Source organism: Curtobacterium poinsettiae, assembly GCF_047226435.1.
Lineage (GTDB): Bacteria > Actinomycetota > Actinomycetes > Actinomycetales > Microbacteriaceae > Curtobacterium > Curtobacterium poinsettiae.
The window spans coordinates 54,027-80,256 of record NZ_CP178435.1 but is presented as its reverse complement, the minus strand read 5'-3'; the positions used below and the strand labels follow the sequence as shown (position 1 = coordinate 80,256).

At 64.4% G+C, this 26,230-nt stretch carries 27 protein-coding genes and 4 pseudogenes; 12 read left to right on the top strand and 19 right to left on the bottom strand.

What is annotated here, in order from left to right; translation table 11 throughout:
- Nucleotides 1–558: 558 nt before the first annotated feature.
- Nucleotides 559–744 (top strand): annotated as a pseudogene (locus ACL00U_RS17355) (IS3 family transposase); the annotation flags it as partial.
- Between the two features lie 388 nt (nt 745–1,132).
- Here ACL00U_RS17355 and ACL00U_RS17350 read toward each other — a convergent pair.
- From ACL00U_RS17350 to ACL00U_RS17340, 3 genes and pseudogenes are all read right to left on the bottom strand, one after another.
- A complete protein-coding gene (locus tag ACL00U_RS17350) occupies nt 1,133–1,936 on the bottom strand; it encodes a trypsin-like serine protease (RefSeq protein WP_368857338.1) in 804 nt (267 codons plus the stop codon).
- Between the two features lie 549 nt (nt 1,937–2,485).
- Nucleotides 2,486–2,671, bottom strand: a pseudogene (locus ACL00U_RS17345) (IS3 family transposase); the annotation flags it as partial.
- A 915-nt stretch (nt 2,672–3,586) separates the two neighbouring features.
- Nucleotides 3,587–4,641: pseudogene (locus ACL00U_RS17340) on the bottom strand (PDDEXK nuclease domain-containing protein).
- Between the two features lie 45 nt (nt 4,642–4,686).
- Between ACL00U_RS17340 and ACL00U_RS17335 the strand changes: the two are divergent.
- Both ACL00U_RS17335 and ACL00U_RS17330 read left to right on the top strand, forming a co-directional pair.
- Nucleotides 4,687–5,094: a histone-like nucleoid-structuring protein Lsr2 gene (locus ACL00U_RS17335; RefSeq protein WP_306573264.1), complete on the top strand. Its 408-nt coding sequence runs from the start codon at nt 4,687–4,689 to the stop codon at nt 5,092–5,094.
- Nucleotides 5,095–5,529: 435 nt separating this feature from the next.
- Nucleotides 5,530–6,231 (top strand): hypothetical protein, encoded by a 702-nt coding sequence (locus tag ACL00U_RS17330; RefSeq protein WP_262118668.1) that lies wholly within the window; start codon nt 5,530–5,532, stop codon nt 6,229–6,231.
- 312 nt (nt 6,232–6,543) lie between these two features.
- On the opposite strand, the gene ACL00U_RS17325 is transcribed toward ACL00U_RS17330, so the two are convergent.
- The 6 genes from ACL00U_RS17325 to ACL00U_RS17300 all read right to left on the bottom strand — a co-directional run bounded on the left by ACL00U_RS17325 (nt 6,544) and on the right by ACL00U_RS17300 (nt 9,834).
- A complete protein-coding gene (locus ACL00U_RS17325; RefSeq protein WP_259581591.1) occupies nt 6,544–6,687 on the bottom strand; it encodes a hypothetical protein in 144 nt (47 codons plus the stop codon).
- A 61-nt stretch (nt 6,688–6,748) separates the two neighbouring features.
- Nucleotides 6,749–7,018 (bottom strand): FAD:protein FMN transferase, encoded by a 270-nt coding sequence (locus tag ACL00U_RS17320; protein ID WP_214585482.1) that lies wholly within the window; start codon nt 7,016–7,018, stop codon nt 6,749–6,751.
- Complete coding sequence (locus ACL00U_RS17315; RefSeq protein ID WP_259581588.1) at nt 7,015–7,248, bottom strand: FAD:protein FMN transferase; 234 nt, start codon at nt 7,246–7,248, stop codon at nt 7,015–7,017. Before ACL00U_RS17315 ends, ACL00U_RS17320 begins: the two co-directional genes overlap by 4 nt.
- Before the next feature lie 35 nt (nt 7,249–7,283).
- Nucleotides 7,284–7,673 (bottom strand): FMN-binding protein, encoded by a 390-nt coding sequence (locus tag ACL00U_RS17310; protein ID WP_259581585.1) that lies wholly within the window; start codon nt 7,671–7,673, stop codon nt 7,284–7,286.
- A gap of 2 nt (nt 7,674–7,675) precedes the next feature.
- A complete protein-coding gene (locus ACL00U_RS17305; protein WP_259581582.1) occupies nt 7,676–8,662 on the bottom strand; it encodes a hypothetical protein in 987 nt (328 codons plus the stop codon).
- On the bottom strand, nt 8,659–9,834 hold the full coding sequence (locus tag ACL00U_RS17300; RefSeq protein ID WP_259581580.1) for a tyrosine-type recombinase/integrase: 1,176 nt from the start codon (nt 9,832–9,834) through the stop codon (nt 8,659–8,661). Before ACL00U_RS17300 ends, ACL00U_RS17305 begins: the two co-directional genes overlap by 4 nt.
- Before the next feature lie 493 nt (nt 9,835–10,327).
- On the opposite strand from ACL00U_RS17300, the gene ACL00U_RS17295 reads away from it, so the two are divergent.
- From ACL00U_RS17295 to ACL00U_RS17270, 6 genes and pseudogenes are all read left to right on the top strand, one after another.
- Nucleotides 10,328–10,777, top strand: coding sequence for a hypothetical protein (locus tag ACL00U_RS17295; protein ID WP_214585475.1), 450 nt, complete (start codon nt 10,328–10,330; stop codon nt 10,775–10,777).
- 40 nt (nt 10,778–10,817) lie between these two features.
- Entirely contained in the window at nt 10,818–11,264 is a 447-nt protein-coding gene (locus ACL00U_RS17290) for a helix-turn-helix transcriptional regulator (protein WP_259581577.1), read from the top strand.
- A gap of 5 nt (nt 11,265–11,269) precedes the next feature.
- Complete coding sequence (locus ACL00U_RS17285) at nt 11,270–11,719, top strand: hypothetical protein (protein ID WP_259581574.1); 450 nt, start codon at nt 11,270–11,272, stop codon at nt 11,717–11,719.
- Between the two features lie 151 nt (nt 11,720–11,870).
- A pseudogene (locus ACL00U_RS17280) lies at nt 11,871–12,474 on the top strand (recombinase family protein).
- A 3-nt stretch (nt 12,475–12,477) separates the two neighbouring features.
- Nucleotides 12,478–12,963: a hypothetical protein gene (locus ACL00U_RS17275; protein ID WP_214585471.1), complete on the top strand. Its 486-nt coding sequence runs from the start codon at nt 12,478–12,480 to the stop codon at nt 12,961–12,963.
- 31 nt (nt 12,964–12,994) lie between these two features.
- Nucleotides 12,995–13,483: a hypothetical protein gene (locus ACL00U_RS17270; protein WP_214585469.1), complete on the top strand. Its 489-nt coding sequence runs from the start codon at nt 12,995–12,997 to the stop codon at nt 13,481–13,483.
- A gap of 109 nt (nt 13,484–13,592) precedes the next feature.
- Here the strand turns inward: ACL00U_RS17270 and ACL00U_RS17265 are convergent, their stop codons facing one another.
- From ACL00U_RS17265 to ACL00U_RS17230, 8 genes are all read right to left on the bottom strand, one after another.
- The gene (locus tag ACL00U_RS17265; protein ID WP_214585467.1) at nt 13,593–13,838 is read right to left on the bottom strand and encodes a hypothetical protein; all 246 of its coding nucleotides are present in this window, start codon (nt 13,836–13,838) and stop codon (nt 13,593–13,595) included.
- Between the two features lie 38 nt (nt 13,839–13,876).
- Complete coding sequence (locus tag ACL00U_RS17260; RefSeq protein ID WP_214585465.1) at nt 13,877–14,650, bottom strand: RES family NAD+ phosphorylase; 774 nt, start codon at nt 14,648–14,650, stop codon at nt 13,877–13,879.
- Nucleotides 14,647–15,024 carry a hypothetical protein gene (locus ACL00U_RS17255; RefSeq protein ID WP_214585463.1) on the bottom strand — a complete coding sequence of 126 codons (378 nt, stop codon included), beginning with the start codon at nt 15,022–15,024 and terminating at the stop codon, nt 14,647–14,649. Before ACL00U_RS17255 ends, ACL00U_RS17260 begins: the two co-directional genes overlap by 4 nt.
- A gap of 476 nt (nt 15,025–15,500) precedes the next feature.
- On the bottom strand, nt 15,501–15,923 hold the full coding sequence (locus ACL00U_RS17250; protein WP_259581565.1) for a glutamate ligase domain-containing protein: 423 nt from the start codon (nt 15,921–15,923) through the stop codon (nt 15,501–15,503).
- The gene (locus ACL00U_RS17245) at nt 15,920–16,471 is read right to left on the bottom strand and encodes a Mur ligase family protein (RefSeq protein ID WP_259581562.1); all 552 of its coding nucleotides are present in this window, start codon (nt 16,469–16,471) and stop codon (nt 15,920–15,922) included. Before ACL00U_RS17245 ends, ACL00U_RS17250 begins: the two co-directional genes overlap by 4 nt.
- Nucleotides 16,472–16,558: 87 nt before the next feature.
- The gene (locus ACL00U_RS17240; protein WP_259581560.1) at nt 16,559–16,867 is read right to left on the bottom strand and encodes a Mur ligase family protein; all 309 of its coding nucleotides are present in this window, start codon (nt 16,865–16,867) and stop codon (nt 16,559–16,561) included.
- Nucleotides 16,868–17,004: 137 nt separating this feature from the next.
- Entirely contained in the window at nt 17,005–17,667 is a 663-nt protein-coding gene (locus ACL00U_RS17235; RefSeq protein WP_259581557.1) for a hypothetical protein, read from the bottom strand.
- A 535-nt stretch (nt 17,668–18,202) separates the two neighbouring features.
- Nucleotides 18,203–19,234: a PDDEXK nuclease domain-containing protein gene (locus ACL00U_RS17230; protein WP_306573276.1), complete on the bottom strand. Its 1,032-nt coding sequence runs from the start codon at nt 19,232–19,234 to the stop codon at nt 18,203–18,205.
- A 109-nt stretch (nt 19,235–19,343) separates the two neighbouring features.
- On the opposite strand from ACL00U_RS17230, the gene ACL00U_RS17225 reads away from it, so the two are divergent.
- Together ACL00U_RS17225 and ACL00U_RS17220 are read left to right on the top strand one after the other, a co-directional pair.
- Complete coding sequence (locus ACL00U_RS17225; RefSeq protein WP_259581598.1) at nt 19,344–19,694, top strand: histone-like nucleoid-structuring protein Lsr2; 351 nt, start codon at nt 19,344–19,346, stop codon at nt 19,692–19,694.
- A gap of 532 nt (nt 19,695–20,226) precedes the next feature.
- Nucleotides 20,227–21,405 carry an ice-binding family protein gene (locus ACL00U_RS17220; RefSeq protein WP_259581552.1) on the top strand — a complete coding sequence of 393 codons (1,179 nt, stop codon included), beginning with the start codon at nt 20,227–20,229 and terminating at the stop codon, nt 21,403–21,405.
- Nucleotides 21,406–21,658: 253 nt separating this feature from the next.
- Here ACL00U_RS17220 and ACL00U_RS17215 read toward each other — a convergent pair whose 3' ends face one another.
- Nucleotides 21,659–21,967: a hypothetical protein gene (locus ACL00U_RS17215; RefSeq protein ID WP_412874084.1), complete on the bottom strand. Its 309-nt coding sequence runs from the start codon at nt 21,965–21,967 to the stop codon at nt 21,659–21,661.
- Between the two features lie 464 nt (nt 21,968–22,431).
- Here ACL00U_RS17215 and ACL00U_RS17210 point away from each other — a divergent pair, with 464 nt between their 5' ends.
- Complete coding sequence (locus tag ACL00U_RS17210; RefSeq protein ID WP_259581547.1) at nt 22,432–23,376, top strand: helix-turn-helix transcriptional regulator; 945 nt, start codon at nt 22,432–22,434, stop codon at nt 23,374–23,376.
- A gap of 1,116 nt (nt 23,377–24,492) precedes the next feature.
- Here ACL00U_RS17210 and ACL00U_RS17205 read toward each other — a convergent pair.
- Nucleotides 24,493–26,130 carry an SIR2 family protein gene (locus tag ACL00U_RS17205; RefSeq protein ID WP_111045632.1) on the bottom strand — a complete coding sequence of 546 codons (1,638 nt, stop codon included), beginning with the start codon at nt 26,128–26,130 and terminating at the stop codon, nt 24,493–24,495.
- Between the last annotated feature and the right edge of the window lie 100 nt (nt 26,131–26,230).

Genomic DNA, 26,230 nt, shown 5'->3' with positions numbered 1-26,230 from the left:
AATAAAATCGCCTCCGTAGGAGACTCCGCTATTGACGGCTTTCGTACAGACGAGCCGAAGACATAATTTTCCCCTTCGAACGCGTCTTGACCCTCAAATGTCTTTCTGCAGTGGCGCGCAAAGACCCGCTCGATGTCTCAAATCAGTTTTAGCTCACGCTGGGGTCTTCGCACTCCAGGCACGGTTGTAATGTACATCGCAATATACCGCTCAATAATGAAGGTTCACTCAGGCCTCCCGTCTCGTCGTGCATCTCCGCGATGAATGAGATCTCGCGCGGATAGAACTGTTCGCGCGACACTTCCTGTGGTCTGTCCGGTCAAAGAACGCTGACGAAACCGACGTTTGCCATTGACGGGAGGGCGCAGTTGACGGTTCCGCTCACGAGACGGGTCGCTTTGGGAACGACGAGCGACAACCAGTGTCTAAATATTGCCCATCCCACGTCCGACGGCGTAATGCAACTGTTGCGCATCTGGCATCACCCGAGACGGTCCCTTTGTACGCAGGGACTGCTGCTGGTTCGGTTGGCTCCTGACAGGTAGGCGAATGCATTCCTTCGCACTTCTGCAGAAGAACGTTCTGAACCTGAAACGTTGGGAGACCCGGGAAGAGCTCCGGCGCGCGATCGTTACGTGGATCGAGGGGATTTACGACCGGAAACGGCGCCAACGTGGTGTGGGGAAGTTGACCCCGAATGAGTACGCGGCAATCATCGACCGAACGGTCACCCTCGCGGCATAAACGAACGAGTCAAACAAACCTCCAGCAATCCGCAACTCCTGGCAACTTGGTGAACGACGCTATGCGCACCTGGAGTGCGAGGCTCCCCATTCCACTAAGGCAGGACGCAGGCAACTTAGGAGAAGGCCATGCGCCTGCCCGATCGTCTCTTTCGCACCCTCGGCCCTCCACAGCTAACTGGGCGCGGGGGCAGATTGGACGAAGTGGTGCTGGCATCTCGTGCGTCACCCGCTTGTCTCGTGAACAGCGGAGAGTCGGAGTGCGGGGCCGTTGCAGACGTGCTTAAGCCGGGTATACCTCATCCGATATACGAGCAATATCGCTAACCAAACGACTCGTTAGCCTCTACCGCAAAGCTGCCTCAAGTTACAAGTACTCACTTCGGGCATCAGTCACGCACGACCTCATACGCTGGCTGCTCACGAAAAAACAGACCGATGGGAATGTAAGCTTCGATAGTTGGGAACCGGCTTTCGGGGTCGCCGCCTTGAACATGAACTCCATAAATCCTACCTGACTGGCTAACCACGGGTCCGCCAGAGTCCCCGTCGCTCGTATTGGCCCCAAAAGTCTCGGAAAAAGCTTGACCGGCACCGGGCTCGAGATCGGGCGGTTTAGGGACGCTTCGGAAAGAGCAAATTACACCACTGCTTCGACCACTTACGCAGTAAATCTCTCGCGGTGCAGGCGTTCCAGTTCCTTGGACCGCTACAGATTGCTCATGCCCAGCCCGATTGCGAATCAGAATTACTTGACCAGAAGCACGAGGTTGCCAATCGACCACGATATGGCATCGCACGAAACCGCCAGATGTACTGTGGCACTGCTGGTGACGGCTGGACAAAGGCTCGATACGGACAAGGGCGAGGTCGTAACGCCCGGAGATCCAGGTGACGGCCCCGACGCTTACAGTGCCAACACGCACCGTCTGGCCAGTCTCCGATGCGCAGTGCCCAGCCGTTACAACGTAGCGAACCGCTCGCGCATACTGGGATAGCCGCGCAAATATGCCTGTGGAGCGAACGACCGGGCCAGCCGTGCAGACAGCATCTGGTGAAAAGTGTGGACCCGATCGAGTTCCGGCGAATACGAGCTGAGTTCCGGCTCTCACTGGCAAACTGTTCCGTGCAAGCGAATCAGCCGCATCTGCCGATTCCGAGATGACAGCGGGTGCGGCAAACGCAACAATCATCGCGACTATAGCGACAATTGCAGTCGGATGATTACGTGAACTTCGAATACCCATTAATACTCCATTACCCTGTGATCGCATTTGCCACGATCGCAAATTGCCAGCATAAAACGCCTGCGGACTCGTAGCCGGCATTCTCCGGAATAGTACAGCTATCCATAACGCTATACCGATGAAGCGAGTTGGGCGCTGAGGTTATGCTCAGGCGGGTATATGTGTCCCAGCGGAATCTGCGGCATGCTGCTTCGAGGCCGCGATCCGTCTAGAAGGGTCCCGCGGGCGTCCCGTTAGCGACTGGCTGCTCTTAGGCAACGCGGTCGACGATCGATTTCGCCCACCGTGTTCAGCGATCTGTCGCACCTAATCTATTCAGCCGCTTCCATCGTTGACGTGCGCGCAGAGATGTATCGCTGCTGGCGATGTTCAATTGTCAGATTCGATGACCCACAAGGTTGGTGTTATCGGTCACGACTCCACGCTTCGCCAAAGCCAACCACATCCGCCACTGGTTAAGAACAGGACTGCTGGAGGTTTGTTTGACTCGTTCGTTTATGCCGCGAGGGTGACCGTTCGGTCGATGATTGCCGCGTACTCATTCGGGGTCAACTTCCCCACACCACGTTGGCGCCGTTTCCGGTCGTAAATCCCCTCGATCCACGTAACGATCGCGCGCCGGAGCTCTTCCCGGGTCTCCCAACGTTTCAGGTTCAGAACGTTCTTCTGCAGAAGTGCGAAGGAACGCATTCGCCTACCTGTCAGGAGCCAACCGAACCAGCAGCACCTCCGCTTCAGACGCTTGTACCCGCCTGGGCAACCCCTGCAGTAAGCGGAGGGCAGGAGTGTCCCAGACCGCGTGCCTGCCGCCCACCATCCAAAGGCTCCCGCGTCCAATAGCTGAAACCAACACATTTCGGTCAAAGCATCGGCTGTCTCTAATGGTCCTTGGCTGGCCGCAGGCCTGCTGACAGGCTGGCGCGGTCCCGGCTCGTGGTGTGACTCTTCGGCTATCTGTCCGGCCCTGCGGCGTGACACTCGTCCGACTCGTTCGCCGCGGGAAGTGGGGCTGGTGCCAGCTCGTCCGCTGCGATGGCTTGATAGAAGGTCGTCCAACCCGTCACCTGGCTGTGAATCGTTAGAGATCCGCCCCGCAACGGCTCTCCCCGGGCCGGGAACCAACACGGTTCCCGTCTTGGAAGGAGTCCCGCATGCCCTTCGTCGCAGACGAGTACACGCATGTCATCGGCGTCGACACGCACGCCAGAACCCACACCTACGTCGTCCTCGCCCCCCCCGCACCGGCGGCATCGTTGATATAGCGACTCTTCCAACAAGTCCGGCGGGTGTCACCCGCGCACTGGCATGGATCGACCGTAGAACCGCCAGTCGACTCGCCGTGTCGAGGGGACTAGCTCTTCGTGTCGAGGGAACTAGCTCTTATTGAGCGTCCTTGACGGAAGCGCTGCAGCAGGCTCATATCCCTGTCGTCGAAGCGGCCGCCAAACGCAAGCCAGTTTTGAGGCTTCCAAGAGGAAGGCGCTCCCCAGCTCGCTCCACTTTTACAATTACGTCAGGACCCATCCGCCGGCTCAACAATCTGCCTGGACATCACAGCTAGCAAGGCTCAAAGGAAGCTTTCAGTGGCACTCCAGGTCAGGGTTCGAGAGTGTCGGTCTCCGTCGCCAGTGCGGCTGCGAGGTCGGCTTCCGAGGGCAGGGCAGCGCGGACCGCGGGTGGGAGGAGGTCGTAGCTGGCGACACCGATCGGGGTCTGCTGACCCGCGAGGGAGTACCGGACAACGGCGTCGTTCTTACCCGCCACCAGCAGCAGGCCGACGGTGTCAGCGTGCTGGGGGCGGCGGAGCTTGTCGTCGACGAGGGCGACGTAGAAGCCGAGCTGGCCGAGGTACTCGGGCTTAAACTTCCCGGTCTTGAGCTCGACGACCACCCACCGGAGCTGTCGATGACCACGTACCGGAGCTGCTCGACGTGGAAGAACAGCAGGTCGACGTAGAAATCGTCCCCGTCGACGTCGAAGTGCACCTGCCGGCCCACAAACGCGAACCCTTCGCCGAGCTCGCGGAGAGTGTCGATGATCCGGTCGACGAGTGGCTGCTCGAGGTGGCGTTCCTTCGCGTCGCCATCCAGGGCGATGAAGTCCAGCACATATGGGTCTTTCGTGATCTGCTGCGCCAAGTCCGACTCGGCCGGTGGAAGGACCTCGGCGAAGTTCGTCGGCGCCGCCTCCAATCGGGTATGCGCATCGGACCGGATCTAGTGCCCGAGGACATTCCGGGACCAGCCATGCGCAGCCGCTTGGGCGGCGTACCAGTCCCGGAGCTCACGATCGTCGAGCCGGTCCAGGAGGACGGTGATGTGACCCCATGGCAGTTGTGCAACAGCCTGTTGCAAAGTCTGCTCCTCCGGCCAAGCCGCCCCGAACGCACGCATGTACGCAAGGTTGCGTGGGGAGAACCCCTTGATCTCCGGGAACTCCGCACGCAGATCCGCCGCGAGCCGACCGATGACGTTACTCCCCCACCCCTCATCGCCCTGACGCTGCAAGATCGTCGCACCGATCCCCCAGTACAGACTGACAAGCTCAGTGTTCACGCGGCGCTACGCGGCAAACCGGGCAGCGCGCACTTGCTGCTTCAACTCCGCAAGAGCAGCGGCGTAGCCGGATACGGATGGCAACGAATCAGTCATCACCACTCAGTCTGCCCGACTGAGGGATCGAACGAGCGCTCAACAATGCGCCTCACGGGAACACCTATGCCAGAGTGGATACGACCCAGAGCGAAAGGCCACCTCACTATGGCGCAGAAAGTCACCACGCACCTCGTCGACGACCTCACCGGCGACACCATCGAAGACGGCCACGGCCGCACCGTCACGTTCAGCTTCGACGGCAGGCACTACGAGATCGACCTCAGCGACGCCAACGCCGAAACCCTCCGCGAAACGTTCTCCGACTATACCGCCGCAGCCCGCAAGGTCACCGGCCGAGCCGGCCGTGGCAGCGCCGGCGGCGCGCCGAAGCGCGGGAACTCGGAAGAGCTCGCGAAGATCCGCGAGTGGGCGAACGCGAACGGCCACGAAGTCTCCTCCCGCGGCCGCATCAGCCAGGCCGTCCGCGACGCGTACGACGCCGCACACTGACGCCACTCCCCAACGAGAAGAGCCGCCCCCCCTTCATGGTGGCCAGCTCTTCGCGTTGGCGCCGATACGGCCCTCTTATGACGGTCCAGGTGGCCGCTCAGCAGCCGAATGCGCGTTGCAAAGCGAGTTCTATGATCGCTGACCCGCGCTGCTCGTCGCTGCCATCAATGCGGCAGGTTCCGTCACGGATGAGCCGGATCTTGCAAGACGATCGCGTGAGAGCGCCCGGTCGGCCCGTGTGATTCGCGTGGCTTGATCGGTCTGCGGTGCCGGAGCGGAGAGCGCACTCAGCCCTTGACCGCCCGGACCACTCGAGTTGCACAGCGCACTGAGTGCCGTTTCAACAGACGTTCGTCTAATCAAACCCGTCGATTTGTCTGCGAGTCACCCGACAGTTTCCACACCGTCGTCTGACGCCCGGACCATCAATGCCGGGTGATCGCCACCCGAACAGCATTTCGAAGGGATCCGATGATGGAACACGCCGTCCGACCGCGCACCACAGCACGGGTGCGGAAGAACCTGCTCACCACCGCCGTCTTTGCCACGGCGACGCTGCTCGCCGCCCTCGGCGCACCCAGTCCCGCGGCAACGGCCGCCACGATCCCCGGCACCACCGAAGGTCACACTGCCGCGCAGAGCGCCGTCATCGAATCGATCGAGCACGGAACCATCGCCGCGGACATCGACGCGGGACGGGTCTCCACGGACGCACTCGAGCAGCTCGCCAGCACCGGCTTCACGGCCAACGGCCACACCGTCGCCCCGTGGCTGAACCTGGACGGCTCGGCCACCACCACTGCTGACGTCGCAGCAGCACACCTCAGCAAGAACGACGTCCGCCAGGTGCAGGCTGCACCTCCCGCGAGCTCGGGCACCGCTGCAGGAATCACGGAGAGCAAGCACTGGTGGAACAACCACGAGTTCTACATCTCGGGCCCCGTCGTGAAGACGATCATCACCGTGGGCGCCGGCACCTACCTCGCCGCCGTGTGCATCACCCTCGACCTATCGAAGATCTCGTGCGCGGCACTCGGCGCGGTCGTGGCTGGATCGGCCGAATTCATCAAGAGCGGAGGCTGCGGCCGCGGCTACTACTTCGACTTCCCGAAGGTGTGGAAGTCGCACTGCTCCTGATCCACAACGACGGGGCGAAGGTACCCACAAAGCCGGGACCTTCGCCCCTCGGGCTGCAACGGCGACCCCTCGCAGCACCTCCAACAACGACCAGCCCGGAAGTCGATTCAGCCGTCCCATCCACAGCGGTCAGGGCCGATCGGACGCTGGCTCCGTCCGGTCGCGGCGTAAAGGGCGCGCGTTGCGGGCCGGTGAGATCGACGACGGAATCACGGTCGATGCCATTTGCGTGTGTGACCTGAGTGATGCTGCGGTCGGTACCGTGGGAGCTGATGACCTGCCAAGGCGACATAGAAGGGCTGTATCGTCCGGCTATCCGACGCGGTGAGAGACGAAAAGCGGCTCGTGATCATCAGCGGTGCCTTCCAAAGCGACAACGATCGGCGCGCGGTACTCGCTGCCGCAGCCTATGCAGCCCGGCTGCGCCGCGTACTCGTCGTCGTTGATCGGGCTCATACCCTTTGTCGCCTCTCCGAGGCCGTTGCTACGACCAGCGTTATCACCGCGTCACAACCGCTCAGGGGTGATGCCGCCGCGGTCGAGCGTGCCCGTGATGGCGATGAGGACCGCCGGGGCGCATCGAGCCGAACGAGCCGACAACGGTGTCCCGGTGAGCCGGATCGATGACGCCGACGCTCCACGGGTCGTTGCCGCGGTGGTGGCCACGAACGAGGACGTCACCGCCGGCGCTGATCATCCAGTCTCCGGCCCCGCCCTCCGCGGTGTCGAGAACCGCACCGGCATCGCGGGGTGTGAGCGCCTTGACGACGCCGGAAAGGTCGATCACCCCATCGGGGCGGTGGGGGGGGTGAACGATCCGCCGGTCCGTTCCCGCCAGTCGAGCGCGAGTGCGTACACGTCGCGAACTTCGGTGGGGGTGTCCGCGAGCCGGAGCGATACGTCGGCGACACGGCTGAGCACGTACGACGGGTCGTAGAGGCTGTACCGGTGGTCGTAGCCGGCGAACACTGCGCGCACCGCTGACGCCGTCTCCGGAGTCGCGCCCCGGAGACTCACGACGGTGCCCATCGTCTCGAAAGTCGCGACGCCGCTCACAGTCCGGCCTTGTCGATCGCGGACTGAACGGACGTCGTGTAGCCCTCGCTGGTGAAGGTCGCGCCGCTGACGGACTGGATCTGGGCGGACTGCGCCTGCAGCGCCTCCTGCCGGAGGATTGGGGCGGCCTGTTGGCTTGATCTGCACCGACCGGCCGTCGCTGTTCGTGAGCTGCAGCGCGGTGGCGTCAGTGATCTCCCCTGTTCGCAACGGCGATCTCGACCTGCGCCGGACCGTACCGGGTCTGGGTCGTGTCGCCGGGAAAGGTGCCGGTGGCGGACGACCCACCGGTCTTCCCGGTGCCGGTGGTGCCTCCGCTGGTCCCGCTGCTGGCGCTGTCGCCCGTCAACACGGTTCCGGTCGTACCGGCCGACTCTCTCACCCAAAGCTATCGGTTGCTATCAGTTGCGATCTGATGGTTCCGTGTGCTGGCGCTGGATTCGAAGGCAGCGTCGAGCGCTCGAGCGTCGCTCCAGAGGGCCGTGATCCGAGCGAGAATCTCGTCAGCGGTGGCGTCCACGGCACCGAGCTCGTCGTAGGTCTCCTGCAAGGTGAGTTGCGCGAACCGGTACGGTTGGCGAACCACCGGTCCGACAGCCTCTCGATCCGTCTCGTGTGCGGCGGCGGCGGCGCGTCTACTGGAGATGATGCTCGTCATCGACCTGCTAGACAAGGTGAGCCCGGTACGGGCCCAGCCGTGCACGTCTAACGGCAACAGCAGCTGCTCTGCTCGGCGCCACTGCCCCGGCAGTGGCTGCTCGCAGTCATGCTGATCGAGATTGCCCTTGGTGGGATCGAGCAGGCCGATGACGTCGCCTCTAAATCCGGCCCAGACCAGGCCCACAATCCGCAACCACCGGGTCACCGCGCACGCCGCACACGCCGCTGGGTCGTCGGCGGAGGGGACGACCGTGCCGCGGATGCGCACGATGCTCGTCACTGCGACATCGTCCGCCGTGATGGCTTGCGCCTGCTGGCGGGTCAGGCGCAGTACGCCGAGGAGGACGATGAGGAACGCGTCGCGCCGGCCGCGGAGCCCGATCGGGTACCGGTACTTCGGGATCGCCGCGAGCACCTCGCCCACAGCATCAGCCTCGGCGTCAGTGAGTGATGGTCGCGGCCACACACGGTCTTCGATGACGGGGAGCGGGTTCAGGTGGCCGGCGGCGAGGTGGTGCGCGCGGATCGCGCGTCGGCGGAGCCGCTGCGTCGACGCAGCCCCAGGGAACTGGGTCAGGAACTGCTCGATCGTGGCTGCCGTCGCCGGCAGCGGCTCGTGCCCGGTGGCGCTGCACCACGCTATGAACCTGCCCCAGTGCGCCTCGAGCAGGACCTCCGTGTCGGGGTGAGGTGTGGGTGGGGTGTGCGGGGTCATAGCCGCATCCGGGTGACGGCGTTGCGGACCAGGGGTGTGTATTCGCGGTCGTAGATCTGCAAGGTCGAGGCGTTGGTGTGGTGGGTCTGGTTCATGATCTCCACGTCGGTCGCGCCGGCGTTGCGTGCTTCGGTGACGAACCCGGCACGGAGGGAGTGCCCAGACCAGCCCTCTTCCCCGAGCCCGGCGGCGTGTGCGCGGCGGGCGGCGGCTTTGCCGACCGTGGTGGGGCTGATGCCGGTGTTCCGGAACAGGCCCCACTTCGACACGGCGCGGAAGAACGGCATCGATGGCGGTAGCCGGTCCGGGCCGAGCCCGTCGGTGCAGACGTGGACGGCAAGGGTGGCGCCGGTGAGCGCGGCGAACAGGCCGGCTTCGCCTCGTGCGTCCTGCGCGGCCATGAGCCGGGAGAGCCGGATGAACGCGCACGGGGCGCAGGTGACCGGGTTCGCGCCCTGCTGCAGCACCTTGATGCGGCCGGCACCGTCCTGGTCCGTTTTCGACTTCCGGATTCGGGCGTAGACGCCTTCACCGTCGACGAGGCGGAGATCTCCGACGGTCAGTGCGGTGAGTTCGGACTCGCGGAACGCGCCGACGAACCCGAAGAGCAGCAACGCCTGATCTCGTGTTCCGAGGGCGCCGGTCTGCAGGTCGGCGACGTCGATCTGCAGCAGGGTCGTCTGCAGCGCCTTCAAGGTCATCGGTTTCGCTCGCCGGACCGGCACGGACCGGGTGCGGCGGATCCCCTTGAGGACGTCGCGGACGATCGGCGTGGTGCCGGGTGGGGTGTGGCCGCGGCGGGCGTGCTCCCAGTCGATCGCGGCGACGTAACGACTGATCGTGCCGGGTGCGTACCGCTGGGCCCCGTCCGGCAGGACCGCGTTGGCCTTGTCGGCGAGGAACGCCGCGACCTCCGCCGGGTCCACCGGTGCCGTGGTGATCTGCTCGAGCTCATGCGGTTCGGAGATCTCGTGGTCGCGGAACCCGGCGCGCCACCGGGCGAACTGCCGCAGGTCCGATCGGTACGCGCGAACGGTGTTCGGCGACAAGGACGCTTCGGCAAAGACCTGCGGTGACGCGTCCGCCGGCACCACCACGGCACCCGAGCCGCTCGGGCGCCCCTCCCCCGCTGCGGTGCGGAGCCGCGCGAACGCCGTCCGGGAACGCTCCACTGCGGCGCGCTCCTCAGCAGACGCCGCACGACCGACTACGCGGACGCCCGGCGAGCTCGTTCGGACGCTCGCCTCGCTCGCCTCGTCCACATGACCTCGCTCCTGCCAGCGGCACTGTGTACACCTACCGTATCAGTTCCGATAATAGTCATTCTCGGAACGTCTTGGCGGGGGCGGAAGCGACCAGAGCGACCAAGAGGCATCTCGCACGGAGCACCACGCTCGCCCGAGATTCCTCCGGTGCTGGGCTGCATCCCGATCACTCAGGCACAAGTAGCAAAACTCGCCTCCCCGCCCGGCGCGCAACGCTGATTACGGCACTGCCATCGCAAGACGAACAGCGAGCCCTCGCCCGTCACGGGGACGCCGAACAAGAGACATCCCAGAAACGGTCGTATTTGGCACCACTCGCGAAGGGCACCGATAGCCCCGCGCGTCAGAAGCGCTCGCTGGGAGAGTCACGCATGTCGAGGCTTCTGGCTACGATGCGGCCATGGGAAGTCAACGACGCCAGGGATCCGACTCGCGTTGCTGCACCCCGGACGACGTCCCCTATGTCTGGCGCGACTACGTCGACCCTTCCAACGCGAAGGTCATCGAGCTGCAGGCATGGATGGATGGCTTGGCGCCATTTGCGCGAGCCATCGAGGAAGGCGAACAGCTCGACCTCTTCGAGGCCGCCGCTCACGGGCAGCTCGAAGACTCTGGCGACGAAACAACACCAATCACGCCGATCGTCACCGACCCAGAGATCTTTGAACTGCGTCGGACGGCACTGTCAAAGAAGCTGCGGTTCTACCACGGGGAGCCCGCCGAGCTGCCGACGCAGCTCGTCTCCGTGCATCGGCACATCAAGGATCACAACGATACCCAGCAGCCCGAAATCGAGCACGCAGCAGACCGCTACAACCAGGGCCGCCCCTCAATGTGGGTCCCCAAGTAAGCTTGCACAACCTCCAGGTTGTGGAGGTAGGCTGCGGGTCATGCCCGCCCGATTCGATGTCTTCCGTCCTGCAGTCAACTTGGTCCTGGCGAAAGCCCGAGCTCAGCTGCTGGCCCGCTCGGATAGGCAGCTGAAGAGTGACTTGATCGCGCAACGACGACACGCAGGCATGACGCAGAAGCAGGTCGCGGATCTGCTGGGTATCAGCCAGCAAGCCGTAACGAAGCTAGAGCGGTACGACTCCGACCCCAAACTGTCCTCGCTCCGCCGGTACGCCAACGCAGTCGGTGCGATCGTCGAGCACCGCGTCTCCCCCGACGTCGGACAGTCCGCACTGCTCGCGGCCAGCTCACGGTGGGAACCAGTTACTCGAGAGGCCGTCCTTCCCGTTGGCCGTTTTGTGCACTTCACCTTCGCGGAGACCAGCGAACCTATGGCCCCTGCTTGGAGCGGCGCGTCCACCACCGTGCTGCCGGTCCGGAGCTGACTCGCATGTCCACAGAACTATCGGCCGAGGATGTAGCGGACGTCCAGGCCGTGATCGCCGCGTCGGAACTACGTTCCGTCGAGTACTACGAGATGTCAGCGAAGCGGTACGACGCCACACAAGAACCTGTCGACGCCGAAAATGGGCAGCTACGCATCGCTGTGCAGCAGCGCAGCGACGCCGACAGCTTCGGCATCCGTCTCAACGCTTCCCTCACCTTGGCCATAGGAGAAGCAAAAGTGAGCGTGGCCGGCGAATACGCTCTCACCGAGGACTTCGCACTCACCACCCGCGCCGTGCAGCTCTTCGCGAATGAAGTCGGCGTGATGACGGTCTTCCCATACCTCCGCGAAGCCGTCGCCTCCGTTACCGGCCGCGTATTCAACCAACCCTTGCACCTACAGATGATTTCGCGTGGGGACATCGTCACCGAAGTCGAGCCTCACGGAGCGTAGACGTTCAAGGCATCTGCGGGATCCCCTTCCGAGACGGGTCGAGCAGGAGGACGATGACAGCAATCGCCTGCACTAAGTAAGTCTCGGATAGGTGGTCCGAAATAGATTCCGGTGAGGGTGCCCTAGATGAGACTGGCAGCATGGGAACCGGATGGACCCTCGGTACGCCCGCGTCTCAACGGCCGGGCAAGATCTCACCGCGCAGACCGACGCGCTCGTGACACTCGGAGTGCCAGCGGATGCGTGTTCACCGACAAAGGGATGACGGGCACTCGACGGGACCGACCGGGGCTCACGTCGGTCCTGGCAGCATGCCGCCCCGGCGACACTTTGGTCGTCACCAAACTCGATCGCCTCGCGCGCTCCCTGCGGGACGCGACAGACATAGCCGAGGAGCTCACTCGCCGCCAGGTGCGGTTGAACATCGGCGGCGCTGTCTTGGACCCGACCGACCCCGTCGGCCGGCTGCTATTCAACGTGCTGGGCATGGTCGCCGAGTTCGAAGCCGACCTCATCCGAGCTCGCACTCGTGAGGGCATGGCGGTCGCGAAGGCACGGGGCAAGCTCAAGGGCCGGAAGCCAAAGCTCTCTCCCCGCAGGAGCGTCACCTCGTGGCGCTCCACCGCGCCGGGGATCACTCGATCGCGGAGCTCGTCGAACTGTTCGGGATCGGACGCGCGACGGTGTACCGGGCGCTCGACCGGAACCCGGTCGCCGAGGCTCCCGACCTCACGCTCCCCCGCGTCGAGGCTTAGTCGATGAGCGCCGTTACGCCAGCGACCTACTGTGCCCGGCTACTCAAACGCACTCGAGAAGACGTCGCCGCAGCCATTGTCGAAGCCGTGGAGCGTCGCGACGAAGGCGAGGACTCGTCCGGCCGTGGCCGGCTCATCCACTGGGTCGCCGGCATCGACGAAGCGGATATCGCGGGATTCTTCCGGTTCATGGCCGACGAGTCGCTGGAAGACGCCACACGTCTCCTGACCGCGATCGACGAGCACGCGCACGCGCACGCGCACGCGATGCAGCTGATCATGGAAGCCGGCGTGGCGTCGACGTCGCTCGTGACGCTCCAGCGTGCGCTGATCGAGGCCGTTCTGACGCTTTGCTACGTGCATAATGCCGACGCCGCCCCGGCGCGCACCATGCTCCGAATCCTCGCTCGGCAGCTCGATGCCTTCGATAGGGTCGGAACGCAACTCCGCGGCATTCCCTCGTTCGATCATCGGTCACCGTGCCGCTGAGATTCACGAGGGCGTCGAAGGCTTCCGCTCCATGCTCGTGAGGTACGGCGTCGAGCTCACGCCGCTCCACAAGGGGTCCACACCGTCGCTCGCTTACGACGGCCACCGCGAGAACGTCATGTTCAACGCCACCGACGCCGCCAAGCGCTACCTCAAAGCCGACGCGCACCACTGGAACATGGGGAGCGGTGGCACGCACTCAAAGGCGTGGTTCCTGCCGAGCGTGTTGGACGGACTCACGGACGAGAGGCTGTCGAGCGAAGTGGAGCGGTTCGGCATGCCGACGTTCGCGGTGCTCGCGTCGGCACGGGTACTGCTGGTGGCGGTCGCCGCGCACAGCGGGGTGTCCACAACACGTGCGCGCGAAGCGGTGTTCATGCGTGAGAAAGCGTTGATGGCCTTTGTGCAAGGCGACGATCCCAGCCCCCCCCTATCCCTGACCGAGTTCGAGTCGCGACCGGCTGACTGGAAGCCGGAGACACAAGACCTTTCGGCATTCCAGCGGCGCCGACCGCGTTGAAGGACGAACGCAACTCCGACAGCCGCAGTGCAGCGAAGTTCAACAGCTCGCAGGCGAGCGAGGCGCTACCACGCTTGAGGTTTGGAGTTAGAAGTTACAAGCTCCAAACTCACTCGGGCAGCGCGTCGTCGTTGATACCCAGCGACGCGCGCAGCTCGGCCTCGGTGGTGCCCTGCAGTCGCTCGCCGTTCACGATCAGAAGATCGATTGCGACGCGGATCAACGTGTTGTCGGTGAGCCGCTCCCCTGCTCGCCCGCGGAGCGCATTGAGTTCCTTGCGCTTGGCCTCAATCCAGTCGAGTTGGTCGCGGCGCTGGCGCGTGGGCTTCGGCTCGAAGGTGAGCCACTTTGGCACGTCCGAATCGGGCGTCGAGGACGCCGGCGCCGGCAGTTCTAGAACGCGCGGATGCCGAAGCGGCGGGTCGCGGTGAGGAAGTCGGGGTTGTCGAGCGTGATCGGCGCGGTGCCGGTGACCGTGAGGTCGCCTGAGGCACGGTCGAGCCAGAACGCTCGGCACCACGAGCCGCCGAACTTGCTTCCGAAGTGGATGCCCATCGGCTGGGAGCCATCATCGAGGCTGGCGTCGTGGACGATGTCGGCGATGGCGGTGGTGAGGGCTCGATCATCGCTGCGCAGCGCGGCGGTCGTGAAGGTGGCGTAACCGCCGACAAGAAGGTGCGTTGTGAGAATCGGCTCGAGTGCGCTGATCGAGTCGGGATGCTCGACGTCGACCAGCCAGCCCGCCGCCGGCTGGCGGATCAGCAATGCGGCGCGGTCGTCTCGCCAGGATCGGGGCAGCGCTCCGGTCTGCATGAAGGATCGCTCCTCCCAGTCAGCCGCGACGTCGACGAGGAACTCTTCGAGCGTGAGTCCTAACGCTCGAGCGTCGACCTCGAGCGCGCTGCCGGTCCCGAGCGGCAGCTTGAAGCTCGAGAGGACCTCGGCCAGCGCACCCGCGCGGGAGCCCGCGGTGTAGAGCGTTTCGGTGCCCACTGCGTCATAGCGGCCCCAGCTGGAGCGCTCAGTGTGGTTGTCGCCGGTGTCGTGGCGAGTCGGCGCGGATATCGGGGCGTAGGTGTTCTTCGCAATGCGGTGCCCGATGTCACCAGTGCATGGAAGCAACCGAAGTCCGGTCGCGGTGCATGTCCGCGGTGCACGGACGGTCACGCGTCGTCAGTGCCGTCGATGAAGGCCTGCGCGGCACGGCCGAGCTGAGCGGCATCGTCGTCGCGGATCGCGGTCAAGGGCGTGCGCTCCCCGAGGAAGGGGTTCGCGCCGATGAACCAGGCCCGAGCGACGTGGGCTCCTTCGTGCTCGGCGACGACACCCCACGTCCTCGACATCAGGCGCAGACGGCGTTCGAAGTCGGGGCCGGGACGGGGCCCATCGTCATTGGCCCATTTGATGGGAAGCTTACGGTCCTTGCTTCCCGTCGCAGCCGCGACCAGTGTCGGACCGAGCGCACCATTGAGCTCGCGGACGAGCTCATGGATGTCAAGCCGCGTGACTCGACCGTGCTGCACCTCGGTTGATACCGTCATGCCACCAGTTTTACACCCTTCGCCCTCTCGTGCCAGGGGAGCGTCGCATTACTCCCGACGGGCTTCCCCCACACCCCGGCGAGCAGTTCTGCAACAGCCTGTTGCAGAGGCCTATACGCCACCCAGTCACCGCAAGGAGCCCTTGGCGCCGGCGGCCGTGCAGGTTGGGGAGCGGGACACGGAGTGGTCTGTCTTCGTGTTCGTGTTCGTGTTCGTGTTCGTGACGGCATCACAGGGAACGGGGTGGGTGCCCGCACGTCACATCAGCATCAGCATCGACATCGACAGCTCGGTGGGCCTCGTCCGCGGCAAGTACGACACCACCGAGCTCCCCGCAAAATCAGGCGAACATGTCGACGTTCTCGACGACGATCCAGAGAGCGGCTGGTCCTGGTGCCGGAATACTGCTGGCCGTGAGGGAATGACCGAAGTACCGGCTCCTGCGGGCCTGAGAATAGCTGTCAGCGCAGGGTCCATCAGGAGCCGTCGTTCGTGGACAGGCGTGCCGCGGGATCAAGGATGTCGAGGGCCTCCCCGATGAGCGTGATCGATCCTGTGACGACAATGAGTCCGTCGTTGCGACTCGATGCTTGTTCGAGTTGACGCCGTGCTTGTGTCAGCGCGTCTGACGTGTCGGGGGCCACGGTCACCCGGTCCTTGCCGACGACCTCGCTGACGAGGTTGGCGAGCTTCGCCGGCGGGACCGCTCGATCGGAATGGCTCGCTGTGATGATGAAATGGTCGACTGCGGTGGAGAGTGCGTTGACGATGCCTGCAGCATCCTCGTCGGCCAGGACGCCGAGCACGGCGATTACGACGTGCCCTTGCGCGAGGTCGGCGAGCGTGCTGGCAAGACTACGAGCACCGTGCGGATTGTGGGCAGCATCAAGGATAATCACGGGATCGCGAGAGACAATCTGCATCCGGCCCGGGCTTGCGCCTCTCCGATCCCGCGTGCCACCACGTCCCGGGGCAGCGGCGCTTTGCCTGCAGTTGGGAACGCCTCGACGGCGGCCACGGCGAGGGCTGCGTTGTGCGCCTGGTGGACGCCGAGAAGCGGCAGGTCGATGTTTTCGTACGTGCCGGCAATCCCGCGGAGCGTCACGCGCTGCCCAGTCTGGGTGGGCTGCACAGAATCGACGCCGAAGTCCTCACCGTCGAAGGCGACGGTGGAGTGAGTCCGCTGGACCGCTTCCTCAATCGGAGCACGCGCCTCGCGCACCTGTTCGCTGCTGACCACGAACGCATCGGCTTTGATGATGCCAGTTTTGTTCTTGGCGATTGCCTCGATGGTCGGGCCGAGGAACTGGGTGTGGTCGAGGTCGATTGGCGCGATGACTGCAACCTGCCCGTCGGCGACGTTCGTGCAGTCCCACTCACCACCCATGCCCACCTCGAGGACAACGACGTCCATATCAGCCTTCGCGAAACAGGCAAAGGTCAGCACCGTGAAAGCCTCGAATAAGGTCAGTGGCTGGCGCCCCCTCTGCCTTGAGTTCGGCATCGACATGGCAAAGCTCGGTTGCATGTCGTCTCAGACAGCTCCGAAGAGAACTTCGTCGATCGGTTCACCGTCGAGGCACACGCGCTCGTTCAGGTTCACGAGGTGTGGGCTGGTCATGAGCCCGGTACGGCGACCCTCCGCCCGCAACAGGCTCTCGATCATGCGGCTGGTCGACGTCTTTCCATTCGTGCCGGTGATATGGATGACGGGCGCTGCGCGGTGGGGACGCCCGAGCAATGTCACCGCCCGACGAGTTCCATCAAGGCGCACCTCTGGCGCTTGCTCGCCGATCCGCCGGCGCAGTTCCGCTTCGACACGGGCACTCTTCCGCTTCGACACGGGCACTCTCAGCGGCACCGCTCGCGGATACCGATGTGTCGGATGATTGATTCACTGATTTTCCTTCCAGCGAGCGGGCATTGACCATCGAACCGATTACTCGGAACACGCCCCAGCGGAGACATCTACCGAATTCACTATTCCGAGGAATTACGTTGGATATTAGCCGCAACGCGAGCCCACTGCTGACGCTCGAAACTCGAGTAAGCGTCCCGTCGGCCTGATGAGCCGAAGTCATTCACGACGTTCGCGGCAACAATCATGACTGTTTCACCGTCGGTCGCCCGCACCGAGAAGTCAATATTGAGAACAGAGCCGGCACCGCCGATGTTCCCCTCGGTAGCAGTGAAAATCATCCCCGAGTTGGGGCCATTTTGCGACGCAGGGTCCGTATAGTTATAGACGGTGTCTAACCTGGCGACATCATCGCCGAATCGATTCAGGGTAAAAGGGACATTATCGCCGACCATCGGGAACTGCCTCGGCGCACCCGTTACCGGGATCTCGCAGCTGAAACACGTTTGCAGTCGATTCCATATCTGCGACGGCTTTGCGTGCCCAATCGGGAAGGTATACCAATAGCTCCAGGCGTGCGAAGTGCCGTCTGCTTGGTCTTCCTCCATTGGTCGATAATTGCTCGCGCCCGGTTCAAGAACGGAACCGGAACGGGCACGCGTAACGGCATTCTGGTCGAGCGCATGGGCGGGGGCTGCCACCAGGCCAGTAAGTGTCGAGATTGATGCAAATACGACAATTGCGAGTAATCGCCGCGTCGTAATGGTACGAGCGCGAGTGATCATGTTGCCAACCGCTTTCATATTGGGGACGTAACCCTGCAAGTGTTGGTGCGAGGTTCGGCAATACCCTCCTCCGACACGACGAGACGAGAGGCCGATTCATTCAGCTAGACGAACGTCTGGCGAACAACTATATGAGTTAGCGCGACGAGGAAGCTGATTGGATTCCCCGAGTGGGCTGAGAGCACGCACATGCACGAGGGTGGTGTGGGTCGGGAACCGGGCGGAGGCTGAGATCAATGCGAGTCCGGCATCAACGTGCTGTGATCCTTTGCAACAGCGGACATTCATCGTGAGACGCAGGCTCGGCGCTGCGGGACTGCTGTAGGGCCGACTAAGCAGATACCAGTGAAAACCCGATCTGCACACGGCGTGGCATCGCCCGATAGCCAATCGGCTACCGCACAAGACCCGGCCGGTTCGTGAGCCCGCCAGGATCCGCGGATCTCGGTGTCGCAACAGACCCGCCCGGCGATCTGCCCGGCAACGGTTCCCCCGGTGAGACACAGTGAGAGGCTTCTGGTGTCCACACCCTCGGTCAGGGCTCGAGGGTGTCGGTCTCCGTCGCCAGTGCGGCTGCGAGGTCGGCTTCCGAGGGCAGCGCAGCGCGGACCGCTGGTGGGAGGAGGTCGTAGCTGGCGACACCGATCGGGGTCTGCTGCCCCGCGAGGGAGTACCGGACGACGGCGTCGTTTTTGTCCGCGACCAACAGCAGTCCGACGGTGTCAGCGTGCTGGGGCCGGCGGAGCTGGTCGTCGACGAGGGCGACGTAGAACCCGAGCTGTCCGAGGTACTCGGGTTTGAACTTCCCGGTCTTGAGCTCGATGACCACGTACCGGAGCTGCTCGACGTGGAAGAAGAGCAGGTCGACGTAGAAGTCATCGCCGTCGACATCGAAGTGCACCTGCCGGCCCACGAACGCGAACCCCTCGCCGAGCTCGCGGAGGGTGTCGATGATCCGGTCGACGAGTGCCTGCTCGAGGTGGCGTTCCTTCGCGTCCCCGTCGAGGGCAAGGAAATCCAGCACGTACGGGTCCTTCGTGATCTGCTGCGCCAGATCCGACTCCCCCGGTGGCAGCACCTCGGCGAAGTTCGTCGGCGCCGCCTGCAGCCGCGTGTGCGCGTCGGAGCGGATCTGGTGCTCGAGCACATTCCGCGACCACCCGTGCGCGGCCGCCTGGCCGGCGTACCAGTCGCGGAGCTCATGGTCATCGAGTCGGTCAAGGAGGACGGTGATGTGCCCCCACGGCAATTGTCCAACAGGCTGTTGGACAACTGCGTCCGCCGCCCACTCCCCCGCGAACCGGCGCATGTAGAACAGGTTCGCGCGGGAGAGCCCCTTCATCTCCGGGAACTCAGCGCGCAGGTCCGTTGCGAGCCGGCCGATGACGTTGCTCCCCCACCCCTCATCACCCTGGCGCTGCAAGATCGTCTCGCCGATCCCCCAGTAGAGACGAATCAGTTCCGTGTTCACGCGGCGCTGCGCCGTGAACCGGGCAGCCCGCACCTGCCGTTTCAACTCGACAAGAGCAGCGGCATACCCAGATACGGCTGGCGACGAATCAGACATCACCGCCCAGTCTGCCCGACTGACCGATCCGAAGAAGAACGAACGCAACGTGCTACGGAATCAGCTATGCCAAGGTGGAGGCGATCCCCGAGCGAAAGGCGACCTCACCATGGCGCAGAAAGTCACCACGCACCTCGTCGACGACCTCACCGGCGACACCATCGAAGACGGACACGGCCGCACCATCACCTTCGGCTTCGATGGCGCACACTACGAAATCGACCTCACCGACGACAACGCCGACGCGCTCCGCGAAGCGTTCTCCGACTACATCGCCGCCGCCCGCAAGGTCACCGGCCGCTCCGGCCGCACCAGCACCAGCACCAGCAGCGCACCGAAGCGGGGCAACTCGGAAGAGCTCGCGAAGATCCGCGAGTGGGCGAACGCGAACGGCCACGAAGTGTCCTCCCGCGGCCGCATCAGCCAGGCCGTCCGCGACGCATACGACGCCGCCCACTGACACCACCCCACCACCCGGATACGCTCCATGCGAGCGCTATCACAGGGGCTCCGGCCGGACCGTCACGACACTGACGGTCCGGCCGTTCCCAGTTCTGCCAACAGGTGCATCGTCTGCAGCACCCTGATGTGCACCGAACCTGGCAATCCGTCTCGGCGGCTAGGTGAATGGCGTTCCGGCGCGTAGAACTCAAGGACGTTGATACAGCAGAAGCGTCAACCAAGTCGGCGAAGGTTTGGGTACCGCAGTCGACGCGTGGGTGTCCCTCTCTCGGGTTGAGCGCGACACCCACGGCCCTGGGGCTGGCCAGTTCCCGTCGCTTTCGGCCAGAATCACTACCGGTTCTGCACGGATTGCTGCGACGAGACGTGATCGCGCGCATACTTCGCTGACCGGAGATCACGCGCCCGTCGCCGATGCGCGCACCGTGGTTCTCCGTCCTAGGCAGGTGCCAAGCATGGCCACGTCCCGTTTTCTTCGCCCCGCTCTGATCGCATTCACCGGTGTCGGGCTCGCTGCCGCAATGGCGCTCATGACCACCTCTGCAGCATCCGCCGCGACGGTCATCGACGGTCCGGTCAACCTCGGAACCGCATCGACCTACGGCGTCCTCGGCGCGAGCGCGGTCACGAACACCGGCCCCTCCGTGATCAACGGCGACCTCGGGTTGTCGCCGGGCACGTCCATCACCGGCTTCGGCGGCGCACCGAACGGCGTCGTCAACGGCACCACGCACCAGACCGACGCCGCAGCGGCGCAGGCCCAGCGCGACACCACCACCGCGTACAACGTCGCCGCGTCGCTCTCCCCGACCCAGACCGGTCTCACCGAGCTGAACGGCCTCTCGCTCTCACCCGGCGTGTACTCCGGCGGCGCCCTCGCCCTGGCGAACAACGGTGCGCTGACCCTCGCCGGCAGCGCGAACTCCGTGTGGGTGTTCCAGGCCGCGTCGACCCTGACCATCGGGTCCGCCAGCCAGATCGTGATCACCGGCGGCGCCAGCTCGTGCAACGTGTTCTGGCAGGTCGGCAGCTCCGCCACCGTCGGCACCGGCGCCCAGTTCCAGGGCACCGTCCTGGCGCAGCAGTCCGTGACCGCCACCACCGGCGCGACCGTGCAGGGCCGCCTGCTGGCCCGCACCGGTGCGGTCACCCTCGACACGAACACGATCACGGCCTCCAACGGCTGCCCCGCACCGGGCACGCCGTCCGAGTCGCCGACCATCACCTCGGGCAACCCGTCCGACGGCACCGTCGACGTGCCCTACTCGTCCACCGTCACCGCGACCGGTACCCCGAACCCGACCTTCACCGCCACGGGCCTGCCCGACGGCCTGACGATCGACAGCACCACCGGCGTCATCTCCGGCACCCCGACAACCCCGGGCACCTCGACCGTGACGATCACGGCGTCGAATGGCACCAGCCCGGACGACACCGAGACGGTCACCATCACGGTCCGTGCCCCGGCACCGGTGCCCACCGCGACACCCACCCCGACGGCACCCGCAGTGGTGCCCACCGCAACCCCGAGCGGCCCAGCAGGCGGTGGCGGTGGCGGTGGCGGCGGAACCGACCAGCCCACCGGTGAGCTCGCGTTCACCGGCTCGGACCCGACCGTCCCGCTGAGCATCGCCGCCGCGCTGCTCGCCGCGGGTGCAACGCTCATGGTCCTGCTGCGTCGTCGTCGCCGCACCGTCGGCCGCATCTGATCGACCCGCACGATCGACGGCCCCGCGACCCTGGTCGCGGGGCCGTCTGCGTGCTGTCGGCATCCCAGACGCGCCCGCCGCTCCCACTGCGCCACATGACCGGGACGATCGAACTGGCCGGGTCGACGCAGTCGACGAGGTGCCGTTTGCGTGCGCAGAGTCGGCCAGCGCCGGGGACCGGACCAACAGCGGCAGCGACACTTCCCATTACAGACTGGAGAGGGCATCGAGTCAGCGCCGCCCTGGAGCGACCTTACCCGCGCTGCGGACGTCCCATCGGAACACCGGCAAGCGCCACCGCAACCCGGCCGGTGAGCTCGTCGACGAAGTCCTGGTCTTCGCTTTCCAGAACGTCGTCGGGAGCGTTAGTCGCCATAACGGGGATACCCGGCCCAAGCACCACGGTCGCATTCGCGGCTACGCCATCATCGTCAGAGGTGGGGATGTCAACGACGTCTCCCCCGCCGGTCTGGGCGAGGATCGCCGCGTAATGCAGCACCGCCGACGCCGCCGCATCGCTGACGAGGATCGTCGCCGACCCGTAGCCGATCTGTTTCATCACCCTCCAATACGGTGCCGGGTCGAGACCTATCTCGGTTCCGAGTTGAGACGGTCGCGATCCCGGGCTTCCCATCGAACCAAGGTGCGCGAGATTCGGATACCGCAGCAGCGCACAACGTCCGAGAAGCTGAGCCTCGTGCCCTGCCGCACCAACACCGCAACCGACGGTCTGGCTGCGATGCGCCTGGGTGGATAGCTCATCGACGCGAGCCCGAACGCGGGCGACGGTCGACTCCCGACCGGGCAGGTGGCAGAGCATCCGGAGAGCAGGACCATGAGGAGGATCAGGAAGCCAACATCTGGCCCAACGCCGGGGCTCTCAAAGAGTGCCAGTGTCGAGCACGAACAGGTCGTACCGACAGAGGCAGCCAGGTCCCGATTCTGGTTCCACCGACCTATCCGCAAGCCGCAGCGCATGCCGGCCCTGGACTTGGGGTTCGACCCATGCGATGTCACGATGTTTCGGTGACGGCGACGCCGCTCCCGGAGCGGCCGCCCACGTTCCGGAAGATGCGAGTGGTGGCGGTCAGTGAACACCGTGGTGCCGAACTCGAGGAAACGTACGGCCTCGCGGACGGTGTCGAAGGTTCCCTCGACCAATTCCAGTACGTCAGCGCCGGCGACGCGGACGTGTCAATGCGCGGGGCCGTCGTTGATGGCACCCGGACGGGTCGCATGCGGCCGCGTCCCGAACACATCGTCTTCTGGATTGCGGACGGCACCGCGACCATCACCACTGAAGCCGGCGACACCATCACCGCCATTCCGGGCCGGCCGATGTTCCTCTCAAGCAGCATCGTCTACGACTTCGCCGCCGACACCCGCAAGATATCGATGCTGCACCTGTCCGACCAGCTACTCCGCCGACGTCTCAGCAGCCGCGGCATCTACCTGCGCAGCCCGCTCCTCTTCGACGAACAACACACCGACCCCGACGCGCTGCGTCGGCTGCGAGAAACGCTCCACCAGAGCACACCCGAACTGATCAACGGTGCAGTCGAGGGCGACCCACGGGCGGCACTGAACACACGGATCGCGGACGCCGTCCTCGACACCTTCCGCGTGCGAGTCGCACCGAATGGCGCAACCACACCACTCGCCCGCGCCGTGGAACTGATCCACCGCGAAGCGCACACCGCCCTCTCGCTGCAAGATCTCGTAGCCGCCTCCGGCATGAGCATGCGCGGTCTACAAAGCGCCTTCGCCCGCACCTATCGGCTCACGCCGATGCAATATCTGCGGAACGTGCGTCTCGATGGCGCCCGAAGCGACCTCGAAGACGACGCCGCGACAACCGTCGCGGACATCGCCCGGAAATGGCAGTTTCACCACCTCGGCCGATTCGCACGAACCTACGCCGACCGCTTCGGCGAACCGCCAAGCCAAACACTCCGCCAACGACACCACTGACCCCGCGGCCGCCGCGAGTTGGGTCGGGACCACGGGCAAGCCGTGTCTGTATTCTGCCGTTGGATGATAGTGAAACGTCGAGCGCTCGTGCGGTAGGCGAGAAGGTGCTGACGCAAGCGATCGCTGCCCTGGTCAGCGGCAGTGTCCACGGCATCGAGCTCGCCGTAGGTCGAAACCGCTGCGTTGCGGATGGACTGGCCCACGTGCCTTCTGCAGCTCCGTCCGGCCCTACTGGTGACTCGTCCGTCAGGACGCTGGCTCGACTCCGAAAGCTGAAGGACTCCGGCGGATGGTGTGCAGCAGCCCACGAACCTTCCACGTCCCGGCACCGACCTCGATCGAGTACTCCCCCGGGGCCTTGATGCGGCCAGCGATCGTCTGGTAGTTCCGCTGCGTCACGCCTTCGCGAAGGATGAGTTTCCCGCAGTCAGCGGAGGTCACGATGACCCGCGGATTCGGGCCGCCGACGCCGCGGTAGTGGTCCCCTCTACCGACGTGACGTGGCAGCGAAGCGTCAGTCGGTGATCGAGGTCGTACGAACTCAGGACGGTCGGAGCGACGAAGATGACCACGACGAGGAAGACGAGAACACCCATCGCGCCGACGAAGCGGACGACACCGCGAACCTACCTACGGTCCGCAGCCGTCATCGGTGCGTTCCGCAAGCGATCGGCTCGATGGCGGCTCACGAACGTCCTCTCGTCGGGTGGCCCATCCATACTGGCCGACCGACGGCGTCACGGACTGCCCCCTCGCCCCAGAGGTGCAGCCAGCTGCCACATCGGACGACGTCGGCACTCGGACTCCTGGCCACATTGGACCCTCCGAGCGCGGTATCAGCGATCAAGAGCTCGGGACCTCGGGACCTCGGGGCTCGGGGCTCGGGGCTCGGGGCTCGGGGCTCGGGGCTCGGACGACTTCACGAAGATCCGCGGGAGAACGCGACCACCCCCGAAGGTCTCCTCCCGAGGTCGTCTCGGCCAAGCCATCCCCTACGCGTGCTACGCCGCTCCCCACGCTAAACAGCCAGTCACCCTCGAGGTGGCCGACTCTTCTCGATCGCGCCAATACGGCGCTCTTATGTCAGCATGCCAAAGCCAGTCTGTCTGTTTTCGGTTAGGCCGCCCCTACCGTTCCGCGCCATCCTTCCACACCGGCAATCGTTGAGCCGTCGATATCTAGCTCCACGGGTAAAACCGTCTCCGGAGGAGCGTAGACAGTCACCGTGACACCCGTCCCCCAGAACTCCCGCGACATTCCAGAACCCCATAGCCCACGAGAAGACGTCTCGGCTGGGATCGGTAGCGCATCAAAAAGGGGCGTAGTTGCAGAGAATCCATAGTTAGAGCCTGGTTCAGTCAGCGGCCTTACCGTCAGGCTAACTTCGGTGAGGGCCAGTCCTAGCCACGTCACGTCAAATCGAACGGAATCCTCATTTTGTGTGACAGCAACGGTCACGATGGGGTCTGGCGCGAGACTCGGCCGTGAACTAAGCAACTCACCAAGTCGATCCCCAGTGGTCCCTTCAACGGGCTGCACTCGAGCCAAAATGCCACGCCCTCGGCCGTCGAATCGTCTCCCATACTCAGCCATCAGCGCGGACCGGAAGTCCTCACTCGTGTCGTAGAAACGCTGCCGAGGCCAATGGGGATCGAGGATTGACATCGTGCGCGCCGAGTCCCCACCCAACCAATCGCGGATCATCGCATTGATATGCACATCGCTGAAGGAGTAGCCCGCCACAGCGAGATGCGTGGCACGGAGCAACGCTGATCGTGCAGCGAAATTGAGAACAAGTGTTGGCCCGTCGGTTGCCAGCTTCTCCCGATCACCAACCACAATCCAGGGCAGGTCGCGGCGCTGATGCCCCCACGTCTCTGGAGATGCCTCGGGCGGGACAACACGAATCCCGCGTGGTGAGAGCTGCGAGTGAGGTGCATCTGGGGAAACCGATGGTTGCCAGTCCAACGATCCGTGAAGCTTCATGAGATTCAATTGGCCGTCGACTGGCAGGAACTGGAGATACTCGCCTGGGCGCCACCCCTCGACGCCGCGATTAACAGAGATGTTTTCGTTTGCGGCAGCTGTTTCTACAGTAAGGTCATAGTTCAGGGTGATCACATCGACCCCCCCAACCTGCTCCCGCGCTAGCTGAAGGAGTGGAGCGAAGTAGGAGACGTCTCCGTGGGCACCGAGCAGTTCAACTAGAGATGCGAGGATAAATTCCTCGGCCCGCTCGAAGGGCTCCTTAAGATCGGGGCGAAGTGCCGCCCGAGCAATTCTAGCGACAGCCTCGGTGATGTTTCGGTCTTCGAATCCAATTCGCGAACTCAAGGCCTTCCCGACCGAGTCTAAGATGGCTTTACCCGATTGAGTCGGGAGATTAGATGAACCAAAGTTGCTGAGCGCCGCCGACCAACTCGCAACAAACGGTGCCACTTCGTGATTCTCGCGATCACGGAGCAACCGAACCGCAGATATTAAGGTTTCAATATTAACGGCGGACCGCGGATTCTCTCCGCGTGCACCCTGATACCCCACCATGCCTGCGTAGACCGCATTAATCGCACGAACCCAGTCCGGTCTTCCTCGCGAAGGACCATGTCCAGCCTCATTCGCCTTGTCAACGATCGCGCCCGCAAGTTCCGAGGTGAGGGGAAGTCCGGCGTCTTTCGAGGCACCCGCCCCCAGCAGCACCGCAGTACGTTCGGTGTTGTCGGCACTACCTAGTCGGCTGTCGATGTTCTCCTCCATGAGTGGGACCCCGTTCTTGCGTCAGCGACACGGCTGCGACCACCGCGACCTCATCTTGCCTCAGTGCTTCCACCCTCCGCGGCACGAACCCTGCGGGTCA